The organism is Candidatus Thiothrix phosphatis, from assembly GCF_035668035.1.
Classification (GTDB): domain Bacteria; phylum Pseudomonadota; class Gammaproteobacteria; order Thiotrichales; family Thiotrichaceae; genus Thiothrix; species Thiothrix phosphatis.
This window is the reverse complement of sequence record NZ_JAYMYJ010000145.1, coordinates 99,051-122,241: the sequence shown is the minus strand read 5'-3', so window position 1 is coordinate 122,241 and position 23,191 is coordinate 99,051. Positions and strand designations below refer to the sequence as shown.

Genomic DNA, 23,191 nt, shown 5'->3' with positions numbered 1-23,191 from the left:
TTATCAGAAATACACTGTGGGCAAACTAATAAATTATGAATAATCATAATGATAAAGGAATAACAGTCATGAAGACCCATGCACCCGCCAAGCTCCACACCAGGGACGGTTCGCACGACTTCGGCCTCGCATTGCAAATCTTGTTGGCAATAGCCTTGATGCTCACATTCACCGGCAACAGCTACGCGGCGGCATCATGCCCAACCAATGTGTCCGCCATCAGCCAGTCAGGTTACGCCAGTTCGGCAAGCAGCAGCGGCTCGGTCAACAACGCCAGTAGGGCGGCAGGTGCTCCGGCCAACAGTGGCACAACGGCTTCCACCTCCAACTCGGCAAAACTGAACGGCAACGGCGGAACCCTTATCCTTGACTTGGGGGATACCGTGCCAGGCGGTGTCAGCGTCACATTGTCACTGGCCAGGGTCTCTTCCTCATCCCGCGCCATTATTAGCACATCGTTGGATAACTCCAGCTATTCAGCCACCACAACCCTGAGCAGCACAGCAGGAAACAACACCCTAGCTTATATCTCCTATACAGTCCCCAGCGGCGGGGCACGCTATCTCCGCTTGGTTTACAACGGGGCCGCCATGTGGATTGATGGCGTGTCCTATTCACAAATTTGCCCACCTGCTGATTTCGGTGATGCGCCGGATACTGGCAGTTCAACCTCAACAGGCAATTACCAAACGAAAAGCTCCGACAACGGCCCCAGCCACCGCATCATTGCCGGTTTATCGATTGGCGCAAAACTGGATGCTGACAATGGCTCCCTGCAAAACGCCACCGCCGATGCCGATGACACAACCGGGGAAGGCGACGAAGATGGCCTGATCAATCCCCCCATCATGCCGACGACAGCCAACCAGCCCTATACCCTGACGGCATACGTCACCAATAACACCAATGAAGCTGCGTACCTGACAACCTATATTGACTTTAACCGTGACGGGGATTTTCTGGATGCAGGGGAAAAAGCTGACACCCAATACATTTACTCAAGCGGTTATTATTATCCCACCTTTACCCTTCCATCCGGTCTGACAGCGGGAACAACCTATGCCCGCTTGCGCCTTAGCCAGACAAAAAGCGAAGCAGAATCCCCGACTGGCCCCTCCAGTAGCGGGGAAGTGGAAGATTACAAACTGACCGTATCGTCCAGCCCTTACTATGACTTCGGCGATGCACCTGCCAGTTATGGCGCAGCCCGCCATACCATCAGCAACAACTTACGTCTTGGCGATAATCCGGCAGATGCCGAAACCGCCAGTTACTATAGCTTCAACGCCAACGGTGATAATTACGATGAAGATGGGGCACCCCATCAATCCCGAAACCCAAGGATTGCGTTGTTCCCCATCCTGAAAATGACTGCCACGTCCTATAGCGTGGATATCAAGGCAACCAACACAACAGGCTCTGTCGCCAAATTGTATGGATGGATAGACTTCGACCAAAATGGCGCGTTCCAGGCCGATGAAGCAGCATCAGCCAGTGTCCCCAACAATACCGACGGTACTGTCACCCTCACCTGGAACAGCATCCCAACGGACATCAAATTGGGAACCACCTTCATCCGATTGCGCCTGACCACTGACGCCAGCATCACAACCAGCACCCCAACCGGCAACGCCAGCAACGGGGAAGTGGAGGATTACCCCATTGCGGTCGCCATGGATATTCCGCCGAATAGCCCGAATGTGACCATTGTGCGCAGCGAAGCGCCAACCTGCAGCAGCACCGTATTTACAGACAACTTCGATGATTTGCCCGCCGAACAGTACTTTGGAGAAAACACTTCCACCACACCATACGTCATCCGCAACTGGACGGCGACCGGCGGCGGCAATGACACGTATGCCCGCACAGTGACCACAATGTTTACCTCCCAGGGCACTTCGGTCTATTTCGGCAACGGCTTTATGCGCCGGATTTATCCGGATATTGGCATCAGCCCGGCATTCGACGGCAACGGCAAGTTATTGGCACCGCCGACCGCCATCGAGCTGCGTGACGACCCGGACGATACGACACCAAGCGTACACTCCGGCGAAGCTGACTGGGGGCCTAACCCTGTCAAACTGTCACGTACCTTCACCACTGTCGCCGGACAGAAATACCGCTTGTATTTTGCGGCCATTCCTGAAGACGCAGGCAGCGAATACTACGGCCCCGGCATCATGCGGGTTGATACACCCAGTGGCTCCATTCACTTCAAGGCACCCGGCGGAATGGAGGGCATCCAGCATTACCAGATTGAATTTACAGCAATCGGCTCCTCTTCAACCATTAGCTTTGTGAACTATGGCCATATTGGTACGGATGACCACTTGTGCGACCCCAATTCGGTCATCACTAGCGCATGGTGCACGGTCGGCGGTGCCCCTATCAGTAAAAACGGCAATGAGCTGATCATCGATGATGTCACCGTAGCCCTGGCTTCGGCTTGCCCCAGCAGCACTATCCGTGGCTTCGTTTACGTTGACAAAAACACCAACAACACGTTTGATGCGGCCACAGAAAGTAGCCTGGGCAACATTACCGTCAACCTGTATGACAACAATGGCACCACCAACACCACCACGGATGACAACATCGTCGCCAGCACCAGCACAGCCGCCGACGGCTCCTATAGCTTCAACAATGTCAGTTCCGCCCTGCATTACCGGATAGAAGTCGACACCCATGACACCGACCTGCCAGCCAGCGCCAGCATCGGCACCACCAACCCGCTCGCGGATGTGACGGTAAGCGCCAATAGCACACTCACCAACCAGAACTTTGGCTTTGATCTGGCATGTGACACCAGCGCCGGACAATTCGGTGGCATGGTATTCCGCGACTATAACCAAAACGGCATCCGCGACAGCCTGGAAGAAGGCATCGCTGGCGTCACTGTCACCGCCTATGACAACGCCAACATAGCGGTGGCCAACACCACAACCGACACCCGTGGCTGGTACAACCTCAGCGGCCTGACCACTGGCGTGAAATACCGGCTGGAATACACCAACTTGCCTGCTGGGCTGGCTTCCGGCGCACACGGGACAGATAGCGCCACCAATACCCGCTTCATTACGGCAAGTGGCAGTTGCACCGCCCATTACGGCATCAGCGACCCGGCGGAATATTGCCAGGCGAACCCGTATATTGCGGCAAACGCCTTTGTCAATGGCACACCCAACGCAGCGTATGTCGGCGGCTATCCCAGCATCCATACCTTCCCTTACAACGCCACTGGCCTGATTGACAGTGCAACACCGCCCGCATCCACCAAAGCCTATACCTCCGACACCGGCGTGCTGTGGGGCATGGCTTACCAGCAATCCACCAAGACCCTATACGCCTCCGCTGTCATGCGGCGCTTTTCTGGCCTGGGGTCGCTGGGAACTGGCGGCATCTACAAAATGGATATGAGCGACCCGACCGCCACGACCGGAGCCTCCGCTTACATCGATGTGCGCACCATTGGCATTCCAACCGGCAACGACGCGCGTAACGCCGCTGACAGTTGCAACAGCCTTTCCACCGACCCATGGCTGCCGTCCCACGACGTGGCTGCCTGGGACATGGTCGGCAAAGTGGGCATAGGCGACATGGACTACGACGAAACCAACAAGCGTTTGTGGCTGGTCAACCTGAACGACCGGAAACTGTACGGCATCGCCAACGTCAGGCCAGCGACCCAACCCGTGGCGGGCGACGTATTGGGCGGCTATGCAATCAACCTCCCGTCGCCTTACAGCTGCACATCCGGCACATTCCGCCCCTGGGCGGTCAAATACCATCGCGGTTATGTGTACGTGGGCGGTGTCTGTGATGCGGCCAGCGATCCGTACACCCAGGGTAAGGTTCGGGGCTATGTCCTGAAATTTGACCCCGCCAACGCTGGTGCCGGGTTCGCCTACGTCAAGGATTTCGCTCTCGACCAGCCGCGCTATGGCTATGCATTCAGCACTGCGCAATGGAATGGCTGGATCCCGCAAGCCGATGCCCAAAGCTGGCTTTACTACCACTCGCCGATGGTTGGCAACCTGGAATTTGATTCCGACGGCTCAATCATCGTGGGCATTATTGACCGCGCTGGCCTGCAAAATGGCAACGTCGCCTATGGCGAACCCAGTTGTTCAGACACCACCGTGGATTATACGGAAGGATTGGGGGATGTTTTGCGCCTATGCAAAACGGATACCGGCTACCTGAGCGACGGTGAACCCGGCTGCTCCACAACGATTCCCGTGTCCAGCAAAAGTGGCAATGAATACTACTGGGGCGATTCGGGGCCAACCAGCAACGTCTGGGAAAGCATGAACGAAATCGCTTCCGGCGGACTGACGATGGTTCCCGGCAAGGGAGATGTCTTGATGTCCGGATATGACGCCAATACCTGGGGAACCAATGGTGTCGCCTGGCTGAACAACAAAACCGGAGCGGCTGACAACCGTTACGCCGTTTCCTGGACCACCTTCAGCAAGAGCACCGGCATGGGTGAACTGGAGGCGTTATGCGACCCGGCGCCCATTGAAGTCGGCAACCGTGTGTGGCTGGATGCTGACCAAGACGGCATTCAGGACGCAGGGGAAACCGGCATCGCCAATGTCAGCGTTACGCTCGCTTGTGGTACAGATTCCGCCACCACAACCACCGACGCCAATGGCGAATATTATTTTAGCAATGCACCGGGCGGCAATGCTGCTTTCATGGACAATGGGGAAAGCTGCAAACTGAGCATCAGCAATTCGCAGGCCAGCCTCACGGGTTACACGCTGACCACACAAAACGCCGATGGCAAGACCGACAATAATTACCAGACAGATATCCGCGACTCGGATGCAGCCGTCAGCAGCGGCAATGCCGTCATCAGCTTCACCAGCGGTGGTGCCGGGCAAAATAACCATTCATTGGATTTCGGTTATAAATCTTCCACCATTGTGAGCAATAGTGTCCTTTCCGGCAAAGTCTGGCTCGACAGCAACAAAGACGGCATCCAGAACGACGGGGCTGATGCCTACATCGAAGGGGCGCAAGTCGAATTGTATAAGCCCACCAGCAATACCGTTGTCGCCACCGCGACCACCAATGCCAGCGGGCAATATCAGTTTACCGATCTCGGCGGCATGCAAGCGTCCACCGCCTACCAGTTGCGCATCGCCAAATTCGATAATCAGGCTCCGTTCTCAGATTGGGGCATCGCCCAAGCGAATGTCGGCGGCGATTCCAGCCTTGACTCCAATGCCTCCGTATCTGGGAATTACTGGATTATCGCCGTCACCAGCCCTGCTTCCGGCAACACCGCCAGCGGCTACGATTTCGGCTTTACCGCCACCCATCCGGAAGGCTGCTTGGATAGCGGCAGCACCGGCGTATCCAATGAAAGCGTGGCAAACGCCCACCCCAGCACGTATGACTTCCTGTTCTCCAGCCAACAGGTGACTGGCTATTGTGCAGAACGGACAGAACCCGACCCTCAAAACAATGACAGTTACGAGGCTCATAACAGTGACCGGCAGAGTTTGACAACAGCGCAAAAATCCAAACTGGCGCGGCTGTTCTCCGCCATGTACGACCCGGATGTGCTGTTCAGCATCCATCGTGCCTCACCGGCCTGGCAGCAACTGGTAGGCGAGCAGATGATGCTTGATGACCTGCTGCATTACATGACCTGGTATTACACCTTCTACAACGAGAATATGGCGACGCTGGTTTCCACCCATATCGATGGCAACAGCAATTTCACCGCCAACCAGATCACGGTCATGAAAGCGTTGATGCAGAAAGTGGCCGACCGGGTGGCGGGCACCAATGGTGAAACCCAATACCTTGCACAGACCACGTTCTGGCTTTGGAACATGACCAGCAGCAGCCGCCAGGACATGGTCTTGCCCGCCCGTTATGCGGCAGGCTCCAGTTGTTCAGTCAAGGGCAATATCAGCGGCATCGTGTACACCGACAGCAATGCCAACAACATACTGGACCCTGCCGAAAGCAGGCTGCCCAATATTACCGTCAGGTTGTATGACAACCTGAAGACCACGGTGCTGCAAACCGGCAGCACGGATTCCAATGGCGCATACACGTTCTATGGCCTTTCAACCGGCCATTACCAGATTGAAGCGGATACAGCTGATGCTGACATCCCAGCTGGCCTCAGCATCGGCACGGACAATCCGTTGACTGGCGTGGCAGTGATAGGCGGAGCCACAACCAGCAACCAGAACTTTGGCTTTGATGCCTCCTCACTGGCTTGTCAACCTCCCTCACCCACCACCACCGGGGCGAATTCCAGCATCACCTGGAACCATAACCCTTACACGCCCATCAGCCAGGTGCTGGGCGGCCACCCGGTTCCGGCCATCCTTAACACTGGCCTGATTGCTTCGGCAGCGAATGAAGTCGCCTCCAACCTGACGGTTGGCCCGACAGAATGGGAGGAGTACACAGAAACAAGCACCCTGCCAACGACCCTGGCACAGGCCATCAGCGGCAACAAATATTTCCAATACAGCTTTACCACCCAGTCATCGCTGGCCAACGACCACATCCTATATGGCGTGGCCATGTCAACGCTTGGCCCGCTCAATACCTGGAACCACAGCGGGAAATATAAGATACAGATTCAGTTTGACGACAATGCAGCCTTTAGCTCACCAACCGTCATTAAAAATCTGATCCAGATTGATGAAGACAACCCAACCACTGGCGGGAACGTCAGTGAAGGGCCGCTTTATGGCAGCGATTACTACATCAGCCATTACGACTTGGATATGCCAGTCAACCTGGCGGCCAACAAAACTTATTACATCCGTTTCTATCTTTACGGCGTCTCCAAAACCGGCGTCGCCAATAGCGTCAGTAACCGGGTCATCCTGGATGACCTGCTCCTGAAAACCTATGTTTGCGGAGCAGCGCCGGACACCTACCTCAACGTCGGCGATGCCGTTGTGACGGAAGGCGACAGCGGCCTGGCCTACCTGAACTTCCCCGTACAATTGAGCGCAGCGGCACCTGCTGGCGGCGTCAGCTTTGACTATGCCACGGCGGACGATACCGCGACCACCGCCGATAGCGACTACCAAGCCAAAACGGGCACTGTGACCATCCCAGCAGGGGCAAATGGCAGCGTCATTTCCATCCCGGTTGTGGGCGACATCAAGGTCGAGCCGAATGAAAAACTGAGCCTGAACATTAGCAACGTCGTCAATGCACAGTTCTTCAGTTACCCCAAACCACCCCGTGGCACCATTATCGACGATGATGCGGTGAAAGCCTGCAACGCTGCCAGTGGGCAGTTTGGCGGCATCATCTTCCAGGACTATAACCAGAATGGGCTTCATGAAAATGGGGAAATCGGGCTGGCGGGCGTCACCGTCACTGCCTACAACAGCAGCAATGCTACCGCTGCCACCGCCACAACGGACGCAAACGGCTGGTATGTATTGACTGGATTGACCAATGGCTCCCAATACCGCCTGGAATTCAGCAATTTGCCAACTGGCGTCGAATCAGGTGCCGCTGGCGTAAATTCAGGCTCCAATGTGCAGTTCATCACCGCCAGCGCCACTTGTGATGCCAACATGGGGGTTTACAGCCCGGTCGATTACTGTCAGGCCGACCCGAAACTGCTGACCTCCCGCTATGTGAACGGCGACACTTCCATCAGCACGGCCAGTATGGCTGGCACATTTGGCGCGTTGCTCTCTTATGGCTACAGCGCTTCCGGCATTGCCCCCAGCGTCAGCCAGGATGCGTTGGGTTCACAGGTTGGCGGCATCTGGGGGTTAGCTTATAACCGCAACACCAAAAAAGCGTTTGCATCCGCCGTGGTCAGGCGGCACATGGGCATGGGGCCGCTAGGTATTGGCGGGATTTATGTGGTTGACTATTCTGCCGCGACACCAACCGTCAGCAACTTCCTGAATGTGGATGGGCTGGCAGGCATTGACGTCGGCTCCATCAACAGCAATACAGCCCGTGGGCTGGCTGGCGACCCATTCCTGCCCAGCCACGACCCGACCGTATTTGACAAGGTGGGCAAAGAAGGCTTAGGCGATCTTGAACTGTCGGATGATGGCAATACGTTGTATGCCGTCAATTTGTATTCCCGCAAAATCATCAAGATTGACCTGACCATCTATAACAGCAACGGGACTGTCCCGAGCACAGCCACCGAGATCAGTTTACCCAGTGTTTCCTGCAACAATGGCGTGGCGCGCCCATTCGGCCTGAAATATTACCGGGGCAAACTGTATGCAGGCATCACCTGCACCGGGGAAAATGGCGGCTCCAGTTCTGACTTGAAAGCCTATGTGGAAGCCTATGATGGCTCCAGCTGGGCAGAAAAGCTGCAAATCCCGCTCAACTATTCAAACTGGCACGCTGACCATATGCGGGCGTCAGAATACCTGCGCAACAACATTCCATGGGTCAGCAACTTCTCCACCCTCAAGTTTGGTGATCACGGCACCGTCCTGTGGGCGGATGACTCCCAACTGTTGTTGAGCGGCATCGAATTTGACGCCAATGGCGACATGCTGCTGGGCTTCATTGACCGTACTGGCCTGCAATTCGGACAAGTCAACTACAGCCCGGATGTCAACTCCACTGCTTTCTATGGCGTGTTCTCCAACGGCGAATTGTTGAAAGCCCCCTACAATGCCTCCACTGGCACCTATACCCTGGAAAACGCTGGCGTCGCCAACGGCATTGCCGGTGAAGGGGCAAAAACTGGCGCAGATCCCGCCTGGCCATATGGCGGCATTGGCGGCGGCGAGTTTTACGGCGGTGACAGATTCCTGGGGCATACCGAAAACTCCTTTGGTGCGCTTGCCGTCATTCCTGGCAGACAGGAACTGGCCTTAAACGCCATGAATCCGTTCAATGTTGAATCAGGCGGAACCCTTTGGCTGGACAACAATACCGGCACCCGCACGCGTGGTGCACAACTGTATGCCCAGGACAATCGCTACTTCGGCAAGGCTGTCGGCCTGGGCGATATTGAGGCACTTTGCGATACTGCCCCCATCGAAGTGGGCAACCGCGTCTGGCTGGACAGCGATAAGGACGGCGTTCAGGATGCAAATGAATCCGGCATCAACAATGTAACCGTGACACTCGCCTGCGGTGCGTCTTCCGCGACCACCACCACCAATGCTGCGGGGGAATATTACTTCTCCAATAAAACCGGCGGTAACGCCAGCTTTATGAAAGCGGGCGCAAGTTGCACCTTGAAGGTCAACAGCAGTCAAGCCAGCCTGAGCAACCATGTGCTGACCACCCAAAATGCTGATGGCAAAACGGACAACAACCGCTTTACCGACATCCGCGACTCGGATGCAGTGAACAACGCTGGCACAGCGGAAATCAGCTTTACGGTTGGCGGCGTTGGCCAGAATAACCACGGGCTAGATTTTGGCTATCAGCCAATATCCAGTGCCCTGGCTGCCACCGCCACCTGCGATGAAAGCGAAATTTCTATTGATATAAGCCACTTATCCTCTAGCGACAAGGCACTAATCAACCTCACACAAGGTGCTGCCGGGACACAAAGTTGGATAAAAACAGCTGACGCCAGCGGTACGGTAACATTCAAGACACCTCGCACCAGCAACGGCAGCTACACCGCCTTACTGAAAGTAAACACAGCAGACAAAACAGCCGAAGCATCTGCGGACTGCCCTGCAATTGCCAGCAACGGCAATATCACGGGTGTGGCCTTCCGTGATTTCAACGCCAATGGCGTATTGGATAATGGTGCCGTTTTCAATGAAGTGGGTGTAGCCGACATTACTGTCAAAGCATTCGATACGGATGACCCTGCCAATGCACCCAGTGCAACTGCCACAACCGACGCCAGCGGTAACTATTCACTTGCCGGCTTGACTGATGGCACTACTTACCGGATTGAGTTCAGCGGCCTGCGACCAGGTGACTACCCAAGCCGGGCACCTTCCAGCAACATTCAGTTCCATGTCAGCCCAGCCTCCAATGTCAATTTTGGCATCATTTCTGCCAATTCTTATTATCGAAGCACTACTGCTGACGACAGCAACAATTCCGAAATATTGACTAGCATCATGACCAATGGTGATCAATCCACCGGTACAGAAAGAACATTGGTCAGCATTCCATACAATGCCAGCGCCCCGTGGCAAGGGGATGTCAGTGCCCAGGCAATGGATACTGACACCGGAAGTATTTACGGTATCGCTTACCAGCCACAGACTGATCGAATCTTCTCCGGAGCGTATTTAAAGCGCCATGCCGGTTTGGGGCCTGCCGGGCTGGATGCCATTTATGTGACCCAGCGTGGCACCAACTCAACATCAGTTTTCGTCGAATTGCAAGATGACCTGGGGATTAACGTCGGCAGTATCAGTAGCAATGCCAGCCGTGGCCTTGGCAACAAAAATGCGCCCAGCCATGACGTGGATGCATTCAACCTTGCCGGTACCATTGGTATTGGGGATGTCGATATTTCCGAAGATGGTGAAACACTGTATGTCACCAACCTGTTCGACAAAACCCTGTATGCCATCAAGATTGATGCTGACAATAATCCGGCAACACGTCCAACACCCGCAGATGTGACCGCTTACCCGATTCCGGTACCAGCCTTATGCAATATACCGACGACCTATACAAATATGCGTATCAATATGGGAGGAGAGCGCTACGAAGCGGCAGATGCCGAAATCTGGATGCGCTCCTCTTTCCACCTCGACGGGCAATATGGTTCTGTCAGCAATGCGGTTGATGTTTCCGCCGCTGGAGCTGCAGAAGAAAGTATTTACCAGACCTTCATGGATTATGTCTCCAAAATCGAAGTCCCCCTGCCAAATGGCACCTATACCATCAAACTGCACTACGCTGATTTCTGGGGTAGCCCTACCGGGCGTAATTTCGATATCAATTTCGAAAATGGGCAACTCGTAGACCCGGCATTCAATATCTATAATGCTGCTGGCGGCAACGGCAAGGCTGTTGTCAAAAGCTACGACGTCACTGTCAATGACGGCATGCTGAATATTGATTTCACCGCCAACAAGCAAAGTGTGCTGATTTCCGGCATGGAAATCATTGGCCATACCAAGGTAGCAGCTGGCAACTGGCGGCCATTTGCCATCGGCGTCGAAGGTGAGTCTGTCTTTGTAGGTGGTGTCTGTGATGCAGCCACTTCGCAAAACCCGATGTACTTGCGAGCCACTGTCTACCAACTGAATAACAATACCGGCACTTTCCAACAGGCTCTCAGTACATCACTGGATTATAACCGGGGGGTTGGATATTCCACCTGTGATGGTCAGCACGGTTGGTTTGGCTGGCTGCCAGCCAATAGCTACCCTTCCAACTGTGACTACAGTGGCAATATTGCCGTCTACCCGCAACCGATACTGAGCGACATCGAATTTGCAGCAGACCGTTCCATGCTGTTGGGCTTCCGTGACCGCTTTGGTGACCAGGTCGGGCAGGATAATTACAGACTGAGTGGAACCACGACCATGACTGGCTCTGCTTCAGGAGACGTCCTACGCGCTGACTGGTCAGGCGGCAGCTATCATCTGGAAAAAAATGCATCGGTGGCCGGGCTGATCAGCGCAGGCGCTGGCAATATGCAAGGGCCTCTTGGAGGCGAGTTCTACTACCAGGATAATTTTGGTGATGGCCATGCTGAAACCAGCATGGGCGGCTTGGCTTCACACAAAGGCTTCAATCAACTGCTGTACAGCAGAATCAATCCTGAAGACACGGTCAGAACCGCAGGTATCGGCTGGCTAAACAACACCACCGGCGAGCAGGAACGTGGTTACATGCTATATAACCAATCGGCTCAATTCTTGGGTAAGGCAGCCGGTCTGGGCGATGTGGAAATTGTACTTGAGCCTACTCCGATTGAAGTCGGCGATCGTGTCTGGCTGGACTCCGACAGTGACGGCATCCAGGACGCAAACGAAACCGGCATCAGCAATGTCAGCGTCAAACTGACCTGCGGCAGTGATTCCGCAACCACGACCACCAATCCGGACGGCGAGTTCTATTTCTCCAATGCAGTCGGCGGCAATGCGGTATTCATGAACCCAGGCAAAAGCTGCTTCCTGAGTGTTGATGGCAACCAGGCAAGCGTCAGCAGTTACTTCTTGAGCACACAAAACGCTGACGGGCAAACAGACAATAATGCTGGCAGCGACATACGTGATTCAGATGCAGTCACCAGTGGCAGCCATGCCATCATCAATTTCACCGCCGGTAACTCAGGCCAGAATAATTATGGGCTAGATTTTGGCTATCAGCCATCGTCGACCCCGACGCCGAGCGCCACCATCTACACCCCGCCCTCTTACAGCGTGTGCAAGTCCACCAGCGTTGAACAGTTGGACGCCTTCCAGTACGCAACGGCGACCGGCAGCGGCGCGGCTGGCACTCCCAGCCTGACCTACACCGCGCCAGCAGGCTCCAACCGCTTCATGGTAGTCCTGCTCAGTGTGGAGCGTGACCACACGCCGGTCAGCAATGGCCGCGGCGACAACTTTGAGACCAACCCGGGCGTCACCTTCCCAACCGTCACCTATGGCGGCGTCACCCTGCCGAAACTGGCCCACTCGGTGGACGCGTCCGGCACATCCAACAACTTTGCCGACGCGGAAACATCCCGCAGCTATTACCTGTACGGGCTGACCGACCTCAGCATCCCCAGCGGTGCCAACAGCCTGCAGGTCAGCGGCATCAATGCGCCCGCCAACGCCGGGGATGACGCCATCCTGGCCGTCGCCACCTTCGCCAACGTCGCTAGCGTCAACCCGATCTCCAGCGTCGTCAACGAATACAGCCAGACTGTCCGGACAGCACCGTTCAGCATCTCGCTGCCAGCCTCACCCGCAGCGCCCACGGCAGCAGACCAGCCGCCCGGCACCAGCGCCGCCGACAACATGCTGCTGGCGTTTGGCGCCTCCAGCAAGCCGGAAACCCTGACCATCGGCGCTGGCTGGAGCAAGCTGGCCGAAATTCCTGTCACCAACCCGAACGGCACGTTTGCGACCGCCAGTGGCCGCGCCAGCGGGCCCTTCTCGGAAAACGACGGCCACACGCTGCTGGTGCAGGCGATCAAGGGCGTGTCCGGCAACCAGACGGCGGCCATGGGCAGCGCCTCCACCAACCTTGCCAGCCTGGGCATGCAGGTATACCGCTTCGTGGCGCACGGTTGCGATTATGGCGACGCGCCCGCCTCCTATGGTGACGCCTTCCATTCCCAAAGCTGGAGCCGCCGGATCGGTGCGCAGCGGGGCGATGCAGAAACCGCCACCCCCACCGCCACCAACGCCAGCGGCGACGACAGCGACAAGCTGGATGACGAGGACGGTGTCACCATCCCCGCCCTGACCGCCGGGCAATCCGCGACCATCAACGTCACCGTGGCTGGCTCCGCCTACCTGAGCGCCTGGGTTGACTGGAACGGCGACGGCGACTTTGCCGACGCCGGGGAAAAAATTGCCACCGACCTGCAGGATTCCGATGCAGATGGCACCATCCAGATACCGGTCAGCGTCCCGGCGACGGCGACAACCAGCCAGACCTACGCCCGCTTCCGCTGGTCGATCAACACGGGGGCTGGCCCCACCGGCTGGGGCTCCTATGGGGAGGTTGAAGACCACTCTCTGACCGTAGCGCCCAATGCCTGCCTGGCTCCTACCGCCAGCAATGCATGGAGCGATGAACTGGTGGAATGGATGCATAACGCCGATACACCACCAGGAGCCTCCGCCGATACGGTGAAACCGTATATACGCCAACCGACGTATGCCGCTTCAGCTGGTAATGAGACGTTCAACAACCTGAGTGTTATGGTCAAAGACACCGTGGGCTACGTCACCCCCAGCAGTGTTCCATCCACTGTCAATACCAGCAAATACATTGCGTACAGTTTCACTACCCCGGCGTTTACTGGCGCTGCGACCCTGTACGGCGTTGGCTTGGGGCACTACGACCAACTGTCGGGCGCGTACAAGTTGAAAGTGCAGATTGACACTGACCCTGCGTTTGGTTCGCCAACCACGCTGATCAATTCCATCAGCATTGACGACACCCAGCATAGCCTGGACGCCGACACGCCCACCAGTTCGACACTGCTATCCATCGGCTGGTACTACTTCAACCATTATCAGGCCGACCAAGCAGAAGTGTTGGCTCCCAACACAACCTATTATGTGCGTGTTTACCCTTACAACGTGACCCGTACCCGGTATTACTCCGCCTTAGGCCAAAACTACGTCATCTATGATGACTTTGTGCTCAAAGTAAAAGGTTGCGGAACCGGCACCATCAATGGCTCGGTCTACCTCGACAACAATGGCAATAACAGCTATGACTCTGCGACAGAACCCGGCATCGGCTCCATCACTGTCAACCTGCTGAGTGATGTTGACGGGTCAACCATCGCCACTGGCAATACCCGGGCGGATGGCTCCTATGAATTCAGCGGGCTGAATCCCAGCCTGATTTACCGTTTGTCTGTGAACACAACAGACACCGACCTGCCAGCCGGAGCGACTATCGGCACAGCCAATCCGTTGACAGGGGTTACGGTCACAGCGGGCGGCACGACCAGCAAAAAAGACTTTGGATTTGACCCACCCGTTGGCAAGAATCTATCCGGCAAGGTGTTCGATGACGTGAACTATGGCGGCGGCACAGGCCGGGCATGGGGCACGGCGGGAACAGCCGGAGTCACCGGTGCCAAGGTCGAATTGTATGGCTCCAGCGGTGCTTATATTGGCAACACGACCACCGCGAATGACGGTTCCTATACGTTCAAAACGTTGGCGGCTGGCAAATATTACGTGCGCGTGGTCAACGATACCGTCAGATCCACCCGCTCCGGCTCTGACGGTACGGAGCGTGGCATCCAAACGTATCGGACTGATGGCTCCACTGCTGTCGTCAAGGAAGTGGGCGGACGCAAACCAAACAGCGTGGATACGGCAGCCAACACTACCGGCCAGACCTTGGATACGACCACATTCCTGCTCTCTGGCGGCGGACAGGCACAATCCGTCCAGCCCATCACGATGGCGAGCAGTGACATCAGCGGAGTCAATTTCGGCTTCAACTTCAGCACGGTCGTCAACGCCAATGACAGCGGGCAAGGATCGCTGCGCCAAGGCATCCTCAACATCAACCTGCTGGCGAACACCGGACTGGCCCAGGCTGGTCAGGACAACACCTACGGGCTTGACGTCAGCGTCATCAAGGAAGTGCTGCTGTTTAATATCCCCGCCTCCGGGGATCCTTTGGGGCGCGCCAACATCTGCGGCGGCTCCATCTGCAAAATCACGGTCAGCAGCCAGTTGCCAGCGGTAGCCAAACAACCTGCCATCATCGACGCCACCACCCAGCCAGGGTATGTGGCGGGGACGCCTGGCGCGCCACTCATCCAGATTGCCCCTGTGACGGGCCTGGACGCCACCGGCTTTGTCATCGATTACGATGCGCCTGACAGCACCTTCCGTGGTTTCGCCATCACAGGCTTCCAGACTAAAAACACCAATCGCGGCCTGACCATCAACAGTGAGCGCACCTTGGTGGAATCGAATTACATCGGCGTCACCCCAACGGGAACAGCAGACGGCAACGGCAATGGCATTGAACTGCAATGGACGCAGACTGCGGTCATTGGCGGGAGCAGCGCCGCCAAACGCAACATCATTTCCGCCAATAAAGCGCTGGGAGTCTTCTTCAATACCGGCGCATCCGGCAGCCTTATCCAGAACAACTACATCGGCACCGACCCGACCGGAACTGTTGCGATGGGCAACGGAACTACCGGCATCGATACCGAAGGTGGTTATGGAACCAAAATTCTGGACAACATCATTGCCGGGAACCAAAACAATGGCATTGAATTAGGCTTCACAAGCGGTGGGCCTGGGCTGGCTAACGCCATCATCCAGGGCAACCGGATCGGCGTTGGCGTCAACGGGGAAGCCATCGGCAACGGCGCTGGCATCATGGATTATGGCGTATCGGGTGGACATGCCATTGGTGGCGCAGGTGCCGGGGCAGGCAATATCATCGCCTACAACACGGCTGCTGGCGTCAGCTTGGCGAACAACAGCGTCACCAACGTCGTTATCAGCGCCAACAGCATTTACGCCAATGGCGGCTTAGGGATTGATCTGGGCAACAATGGCGTGACGGTCAACGACGCGAATGATGCTGACAGCGGTGCCAACACATTGCTCAATTTCCCAGTATTGCAACAAATCACCTTGTCAAATGGCAATATCGTTGCCCGTGGCTGCGCGCCTGCTGGTGCTGTCGTCGAATTCTTCAAGGCTGATGTCAGCCTTGGCGGCGCAGCCACACCTGGAGCCAATCGCTTTGGCCTTTCCACCGACTATGGTGAAGGCCAGACCTATGTGGGCAGCCTGGTCGAAGGCAGTGCGGCTGATTCCGATGCTGGCAGTTGTTCTATTCCAGGCGTTGACGGCAACAACCATACCGGCATGCAGGCATTCCAGTTCTCCGTCCCTGTCCCTGCCAACCTTGCCGAAGGCGACTACCTCACAGCGACAGCAACATTGGCGGCGGCAGGCACATCCGAGTTCGGCCCAACAACGGCCATCATCGGTGGGCCTCCACCTGTTGGCTCAGGCAGTTGTGCGGCAACCGGCGGTTCCGACATCCTGTTCATTGTGGACAACTCCGGGTCTATCACAACCTCCGAGTATGCGGACTTTTCAGCAACCATCAAAACCGTCGGTTCACAATTGCTGGCGGACAACCCAGCCAACCGCATCGCCACTGCACACTTTGGCGGCCCACCATACTCACTGGTCAGCGGCGGACAATATGTTTATATCGAGCGCGATTTTTCGAATGCGGCCATGAGCACGCCTGTACGCCGCTTCGGTGTCGGCGGGGCTTATAACAGCGCATGGAGCGCGGATCATCTGGCTGGAGCCTTGCAGCAGATACGTTACGCCTTGGATGGCAAGGCCTCCACCGCCTCCAACTATATTGTCAGCCCGCTCAAAGAAATGTCCCACAATACGTCCACACCCTTGCAGATTGTCCTGATGACGGACGCTGTCCGCTATGGTGACGGAACCCCATCCGACATTTCCATGCTGATCGACCCAGTCGGCTCCGGCGCTGAACCGAACGACGGGTCCAGCTTCACCATCTACAATCAGCTGAAAGCGGAGGGCGTTTCTTTCTCCGTGGTCAGCTTCAACCCTAATCCAACGGACATCGCCGCTTCCGCCGCCATTGCATCGGCAGGCGGAGCTTATACCGGCAAAATCGAGGCCAACCCGAAAGATCCTGAAGGTTCACAAGCGACGCCGCGCCGCTTTATTTCAGTCACAGCTGGCTTCAAGCTGACCGCAGCGCAAATTGATGAGTTGGTGGAAGGCACCGCCATTTGCAGCAGCACTATCTCCGGGGTCGTGTTCGATGACGTGAACTATGGCGGCGGCAACGGCAGGGCGTTTGGTGCAACAGGAACTGCTGGCATTGCGGGTGCAACCGTCGAAGTATATGACAGCACTGGTGCCTATGTGGCCAACACCACCACGAGCGCGGATGGCTCGTACAAACTGCCGAATCTGCCAGACGCCGATTATTTCGTGCGCGTGGTGAGTGATACGGTCAACTCCAGCCGCGCCAATGCCAATGGATCCGAACTGGGGGTTATGACCTACCGCAGCAATGGCACAACTGCTGTGCTGAATGAAATCGGCGGACGTAAACCTGCCAGCGCTGACGGCGCTGCCAACTCGGGTTCCTCCACACTGAACACCTCAACCTTGGTGTTCAGCGGCGGCGCACTGGCTGGCAAACCGGCCCAAGTGCTGCAAAAAATCTCCCTGACCGGCTCTAGTGTCAAAAATGTGGACTTCGGCTTTAACTTTGATACGGTCGTTAACGCCAATGATTCCGGCCAGGGTTCGCTACGCCAATTCCTGTTGAACGCCAACCTGTTGGGAGGGGACACCACCCTAGCACAGAGTGGGCGTCCGGCGGGCGTTGAAAACGCCATCTTGCTGCTGTCCACCAGCGACCCGAACTACAATGGTACGGGGAACTATTGGAATATCGCCCTGAAGAGCCAATTGCCCGTCATTACCAGCAAGCTGACGCTGGATGGCTCTACCCAAAGCGGTTTCGTTGGCACGCCGGTTCTGCGCCTGAACGGCTCCGCCGCTGGATCAGTCAATGGACTGACCCTGACCACCGGTAGCGACCATAGCTTGGTCAAGGCACTCACCATCCAGCAATTTGGCGGGACTGGCGTTTTGCTCAATGACACGGCAGGCAATATGATTGGCGGGCCAAACAACGGCGATGGCAACGTCATCACTGGCAGTGGCGGCAGCGGCGTGGCAGTTACTGGCAACGCTGCCCTGGACAACACAATCCTGGGCAACTCTATCTACGCCAATGGTGGCCTGGGCATCGACCTCGCCAATGACGGGGTCACCGCCAATGACAGCGGCGATGCGGACAGCGGGCCGAACAGCCTGCTCAACTATCCGGAAACCCCGATCAATGCTTTCGGCACCAACGGAACCCGCGTCATCACCTATGACCTTACCCTGGACGTTCCGGCAGGCAGCTATCGGCTGGAAGTCTTCACCAGCGCCGCCAAAGATCCGTCTGGCAATGGCGAGGGCCAGACCTTCCTCGGCTACAAGGACATTACCCATCCCGGAACCGGTGCCCAAAACTTCAAAGGCGTATTCAACGCCAACCAACCAGTGGCTTCAGGAGCGTTCATTGCCGCCACCTTGACCCGCAAGGGCAACGACCCAGGCGGCTTTGGCCCCACTTCTGAATTTTCTGGCGTCCGCAACAGCGCCGCAACCGCCGTCTGCACGGAACTCACCAGCGGCTCAGGAGCCGACATGGTTGTTGATGAAAATTACCCCACAATTACCTTTCTGAAGGCGAAAGACAGCAACGGCAACCCCATCAACTATGTTGTCAGCGGCGGTGCGGACAAAGCCATGTTCACCATCACCGCTCCTGTCACCGGTGCCACGCTGGATTGCGCGACAGTCAAATTCATTGAATACAACATCATCATCACCAGAAACGCCCCACTGGAGGCAGAAACCCGCGCTATTGTGCAGCCGGACGATCAGCCCAATCCAGGCGACTATGAGTTGCCGTTGGACAGTGACAAAAACAATGTTTACCAGTTCCAGATCACGGCGACCTACGCCGACGGCCAGCGCTATACCCGCGATTTCAGCGTGCAGGTGTCGAATGTCAATGAGGCACCTGCCATCACCTCCGCAACTGCGGTTTCCTTCAATGAGGATTCTTCAGCGGCAGTGTTGGACATTGCCTCACAAGATCCGGATGCCGGTACGGTGGAGGGCAATGGCCTGGCCTACAGCATTACCGGCGGTGCCGATGCCAGATTGCTGTCGGTTGAGCCTGCCAGCGGCGTCCTCAAGTTCCGCGCTCCACCGGATTATGATGCGCCGACCGACACCAACCGCGACAATGTCTACGAGGTACAGGTCACCGTGACGGACAGCGGCGGCTTGAGCGAAAGCAAACTGTTCCGGATCACTGTGGTGAACAACCCTGCGGATGATGGCGCGTTACTCAACGTCAAGACCCTGCTGCAAGGGGCATATGACAGCAGCAGCGGCCTGATGTCTGGCGATCTGAACGCGCTGGGGCTACTCCCGTCCAAACAGCCTTACACAGCCGCGCCGTTCAACTACTCAGGAACCGAAACCCTCAGCAGTCTAGTGCAGGAAACCACTGGCAATAGCGCCATTGTGGACTGGGTGTTGGTGGATCTGCGCACCAGCCCCACCAGTATTGCCGCCACCCGCGCCCTGATGTTGCGGCGTGATGGCCAAGTGGTGGACGCCCAGACCGGCTCGCCCGACCTGCACTTCGCCAATGTGAAAGCAGGCAATTACTACGTCAGCGTGCGTCACCGCAACCATTTGGGTGCGATCACAGCCAGCCCACTCAGCCTGGATCACAGTGTCAGGATGGTCAACTTTGCCTCCAGCTCCACTGCTGTTAGGGGTGATGAAGCCCGTCTGATTTCTGGCAAAACCGCCATGCTGTGGGCTGGCGATGTCAATGGCAGCAACACCCTGACCGCCAATGGGCCAGGCAATGATGTGACCTCTTTACTGAGCGGCGTTATTACTGCGATGGATAACCTGCAAGGCAATACCAACCACATCATGAAAGGCTACCTGCTGACAGACCTGAATTTGGATGGCAAAACCCTGTTTACGGGGCCAGGCAATGACACCAGCCTGTTGATGGGCAATATCATCCTGCATCCCCTCAACCCCAACTTTGCCGCCAACTACATTGTGCGGGGAGGCTTATCCCAATAAGGCATAAAAAAATGGGGCGGCCTATAAAACATAGGCCGCCCCACCAGGAACTACCGGGATGTCAGATTCAGCTGTTTACCGGCTGCTGACTAAACGGGTGTAACAAATCCAGTTGGCGCTTGGCCACAATGGTTTGCCATCTTGCACCTCTCCATAGAAACGTAGAGGCACCAAAATGCTCATTTCCAGATTACTTTGGGTTTGGATTCCATTCTGAAGTGGAAGGCCAAAATCCACACCTTGGTAGTTGCATTCTATGCGGCCATCAGAATTATAATGCACCTCCGTGCCCGCCGCATATCCGCATTCTGCCGGATCCCTAATCATGTTTTCGGTACAGTAGGCAGCCTCGTAGGGCTTATTGATCACGTCTGGAAATACCGATTGGTCAATATGTGGAGGAACACCACCACTATTGATCTTGGCGATGGTGCCAAATTCGCTTTTTACCGGCAAACGCCACGAGGTGCGTCCGCACAATGCCTGCCCCTGAACCGCACTGATGTAGGTGTAAGGGTCACAAAACCCTAAACCCTTGCACATAACCTTACCGTTATAATCCACCGTGCCAGCGTAACCGCCGGAGTTATGCAAATGCCGGTAACGCCAATTCTTGTCCCTGAGACCACCATCATTGGTCTTTTCTTCCCACACCAAGCCAGTGTTGTTGTCTTTTACACAAGACCAGGAAGAAGCTGTCATTGGCAACGCATTTCCGTTGGCGTCCAATTTGGTATAGCGCCTGGTTGCCTGGGCAGCGGCCACGTCGGCAGCAACTTTTTGGGCAGCGGTTTGGGTGGATTGCAATGCCTTTTCCGCAGCCAAACGCGCTGTCTTCGCACTATCCGCTGCACTTTTGGCTTTTTGGGCCGCTGCTTGGATCACCGCAAGATCTTGGGAATTTTGCGCATCCGTCTCGGCCGATTCAGCGATTGTTTTCTGCTCTGCCGCACTATTGGCAGCTTGGGATGCTTGCAACGCAGACTCCTTTGTCGCTGCCAGCGATGTAGCGGCTTCAGGGTATGAAGAAGCTTGCTGTTCCGCCTGTTTCGCCACACTTTGGGCGGTGGAACTGGCCGTTTGGGCTGACTGGGCTTCTTTGCCAGCGGCAATCACCGCATCGCTGATTACCTGACGTGCTGCGGTAATCGCTGCCGCCTTGTCTGCTGCTGCTTGAGCGGCGGCAGCTTGGGCAGCGGCAGCCTGCTCGGCGGCGGCTTGGGCAGCAGCGGCTTGGGCAGCAGCAGCTTGAGCGGCGGCGGCCTGGGCAGCGGCGGCTTGTGCAGCCAGTTCTTCAGCAGAAGGGCCGCCACCGCCTCCACAAGCAGTCAATATTGATGATGTCAGGACGCCAGCCACCAGCCAGCCACTATTTTTCAAGCCCTGAAGTTTGTTGGAGCTGTTAATTTCCATGGGGTTATGTTCCTTTTCCGTTAGCGGCTGCTGACCAAACGGGAATAGCAAATCCAGTTGGAAGCCTGACCAGGATTGTTTACCAAACCGTCCTGAATTTCCCCATAGAACCTGAGAGGCACCAGAATGCTGACACCCAGGACATTGGCAGGGGCTTCGTTCGGATATTTGTCATAAAGGATGGGCAAACCGAAATCAACGCCTTGATAATTATGTTCCGCGCCATCAACGTTCTCGCTACAGTATGCGCCTTTGGTTGGGATGTTGATTGTTTCCGGGAAGTAATTCAGGTCAATATGCGGCGGCACCGAACCCGAATTAATTTGGGCAATGGTGCCGAACTCTTTCGGCAGCGGCAAACGCCAAGTATTTCTGCCACACAATCCTGTGCCATTGACGGCATTTACATAAGTGTAGGCGTCACAAACGCCATTCAGACCCTCACACAACACCTTGCCGTTGGTGTCTTTGTAGTTGCCATAGCCACCGTAGTTATGCATGTGCCGATAACGCCAGTCCTTATCCCGCAGACCGTTGTCATTGGTTTTTTCTTCCCATACCAAACCGGTGTTCTTGTCTTTCACACACGACCAGGAAGTGGCTGACGATGACAATTCATTACCGCCTGCATCCAATTTGACATAGTGGGATGCCAACGCTGCCTGGACAGCCGCCGCCACCTGTTTTGCTGCTGTTTGGGTGTTTGTCAGGGCTTGCTCGGCAGTTTTGCGCGCATCCTGGGCAGCCTTTGCTGCTGCCTGGGCTTTTTTAACTGCTTGCGTCGCCACATCCACATCTTGTGCGTTCTTTGCATCCTGCTCTGCTTGGGAAGCAATTTTTTGCTGGTTCACCGCCTGTTGCGCGGCATCGCTAGCTTGTGACGCATATGTTTGCACTTGGCTTAATGACTGGCTGGCTTCCTGGTACGCCGCACCTTGCTTCACTGCCTGCTGTGCCGCTGATGCAGCCGTATCACTGGCAGTTTGCGCCGCTTTTGCATCAGCCGCCGCTTGAGTGGCTGCCGTATTTGCGTCCTCCCGTGCTGCTTCCAAAGCCGCCGCTTTTTCAGCCGCAGCCTGGGCTGCTGCCATTGCCGCCGCCTGTTCAGCCGCCGCCTGGGCTGCCGCTTGAGCCGCAGCAGCCGCTGCTGCTTGGGCTGCCGCTGCCTGCGCCGCCGCTTGAGCTGCCGCCGTTGATGATTGGGAAGCATCAGCAGATGAACTACCGCCGCCACAGGCAGCCAGTAGTGATGAAGCCAAAAGACTGGCCACCAGCCAGCTCCCGCACTTCAAGCCCTGAAATTTGTCGAAGCTGTTAACGCTGATTGGGTTCATGTTCATTATGTTGTCCTTGATGAGATGAACAGTTGGGGTTATAGAATGATCACCAAGTATAGAATAAAAACA

Annotated in this window: 3 protein-coding genes; 1 reads left to right on the top strand and 2 read right to left on the bottom strand. The window is 56.1% G+C overall.

Annotated elements, in window-relative coordinates; all coding sequences use genetic code 11:
• Positions 1 to 68: 68 nt before the first annotated feature.
• The gene (locus VSS37_RS18210; protein ID WP_324697489.1) at positions 69 to 20,372 is read left to right on the top strand and encodes an SdrD B-like domain-containing protein; all 20,304 of its coding nucleotides are present in this window, start codon (positions 69 to 71) and stop codon (positions 20,370 to 20,372) included.
• A 75-nt stretch (positions 20,373 to 20,447) separates the two neighbouring features.
• Here the strand turns inward: VSS37_RS18210 and VSS37_RS18205 are convergent, their stop codons facing one another.
• Positions 20,448 to 21,785 carry an Lcl domain-containing protein gene (locus tag VSS37_RS18205; RefSeq protein WP_324697487.1) on the bottom strand — a complete coding sequence of 446 codons (1,338 nt, stop codon included), beginning with the start codon at positions 21,783 to 21,785 and terminating at the stop codon, positions 20,448 to 20,450.
• Positions 21,786 to 21,805: 20 nt separating this feature from the next.
• Positions 21,806 to 23,125 carry an Lcl C-terminal domain-containing protein gene (locus VSS37_RS18200; RefSeq protein ID WP_324697486.1) on the bottom strand — a complete coding sequence of 440 codons (1,320 nt, stop codon included), beginning with the start codon at positions 23,123 to 23,125 and terminating at the stop codon, positions 21,806 to 21,808.
• Positions 23,126 to 23,191 lie beyond the last annotated feature (66 nt).

Excerpts from the sequence above, each read along its gene's own strand:
- VSS37_RS18205 (WP_324697487.1), bottom strand. The coding sequence starts at position 21,785 with ATGGAAATTAACAGCTCCAACAAACTTCAGGGCTTGAAAAATAGTGGC.
- VSS37_RS18200 (WP_324697486.1), bottom strand. The coding sequence starts at position 23,125 with ATGAACATGAACCCAATCAGCGTTAACAGCTTCGACAAATTTCAGGGC.
- VSS37_RS18210 (WP_324697489.1), top strand. The coding sequence starts at position 69 with ATGAAGACCCATGCACCCGCCAAGCTCCACACCAGGGACGGTTCGCAC.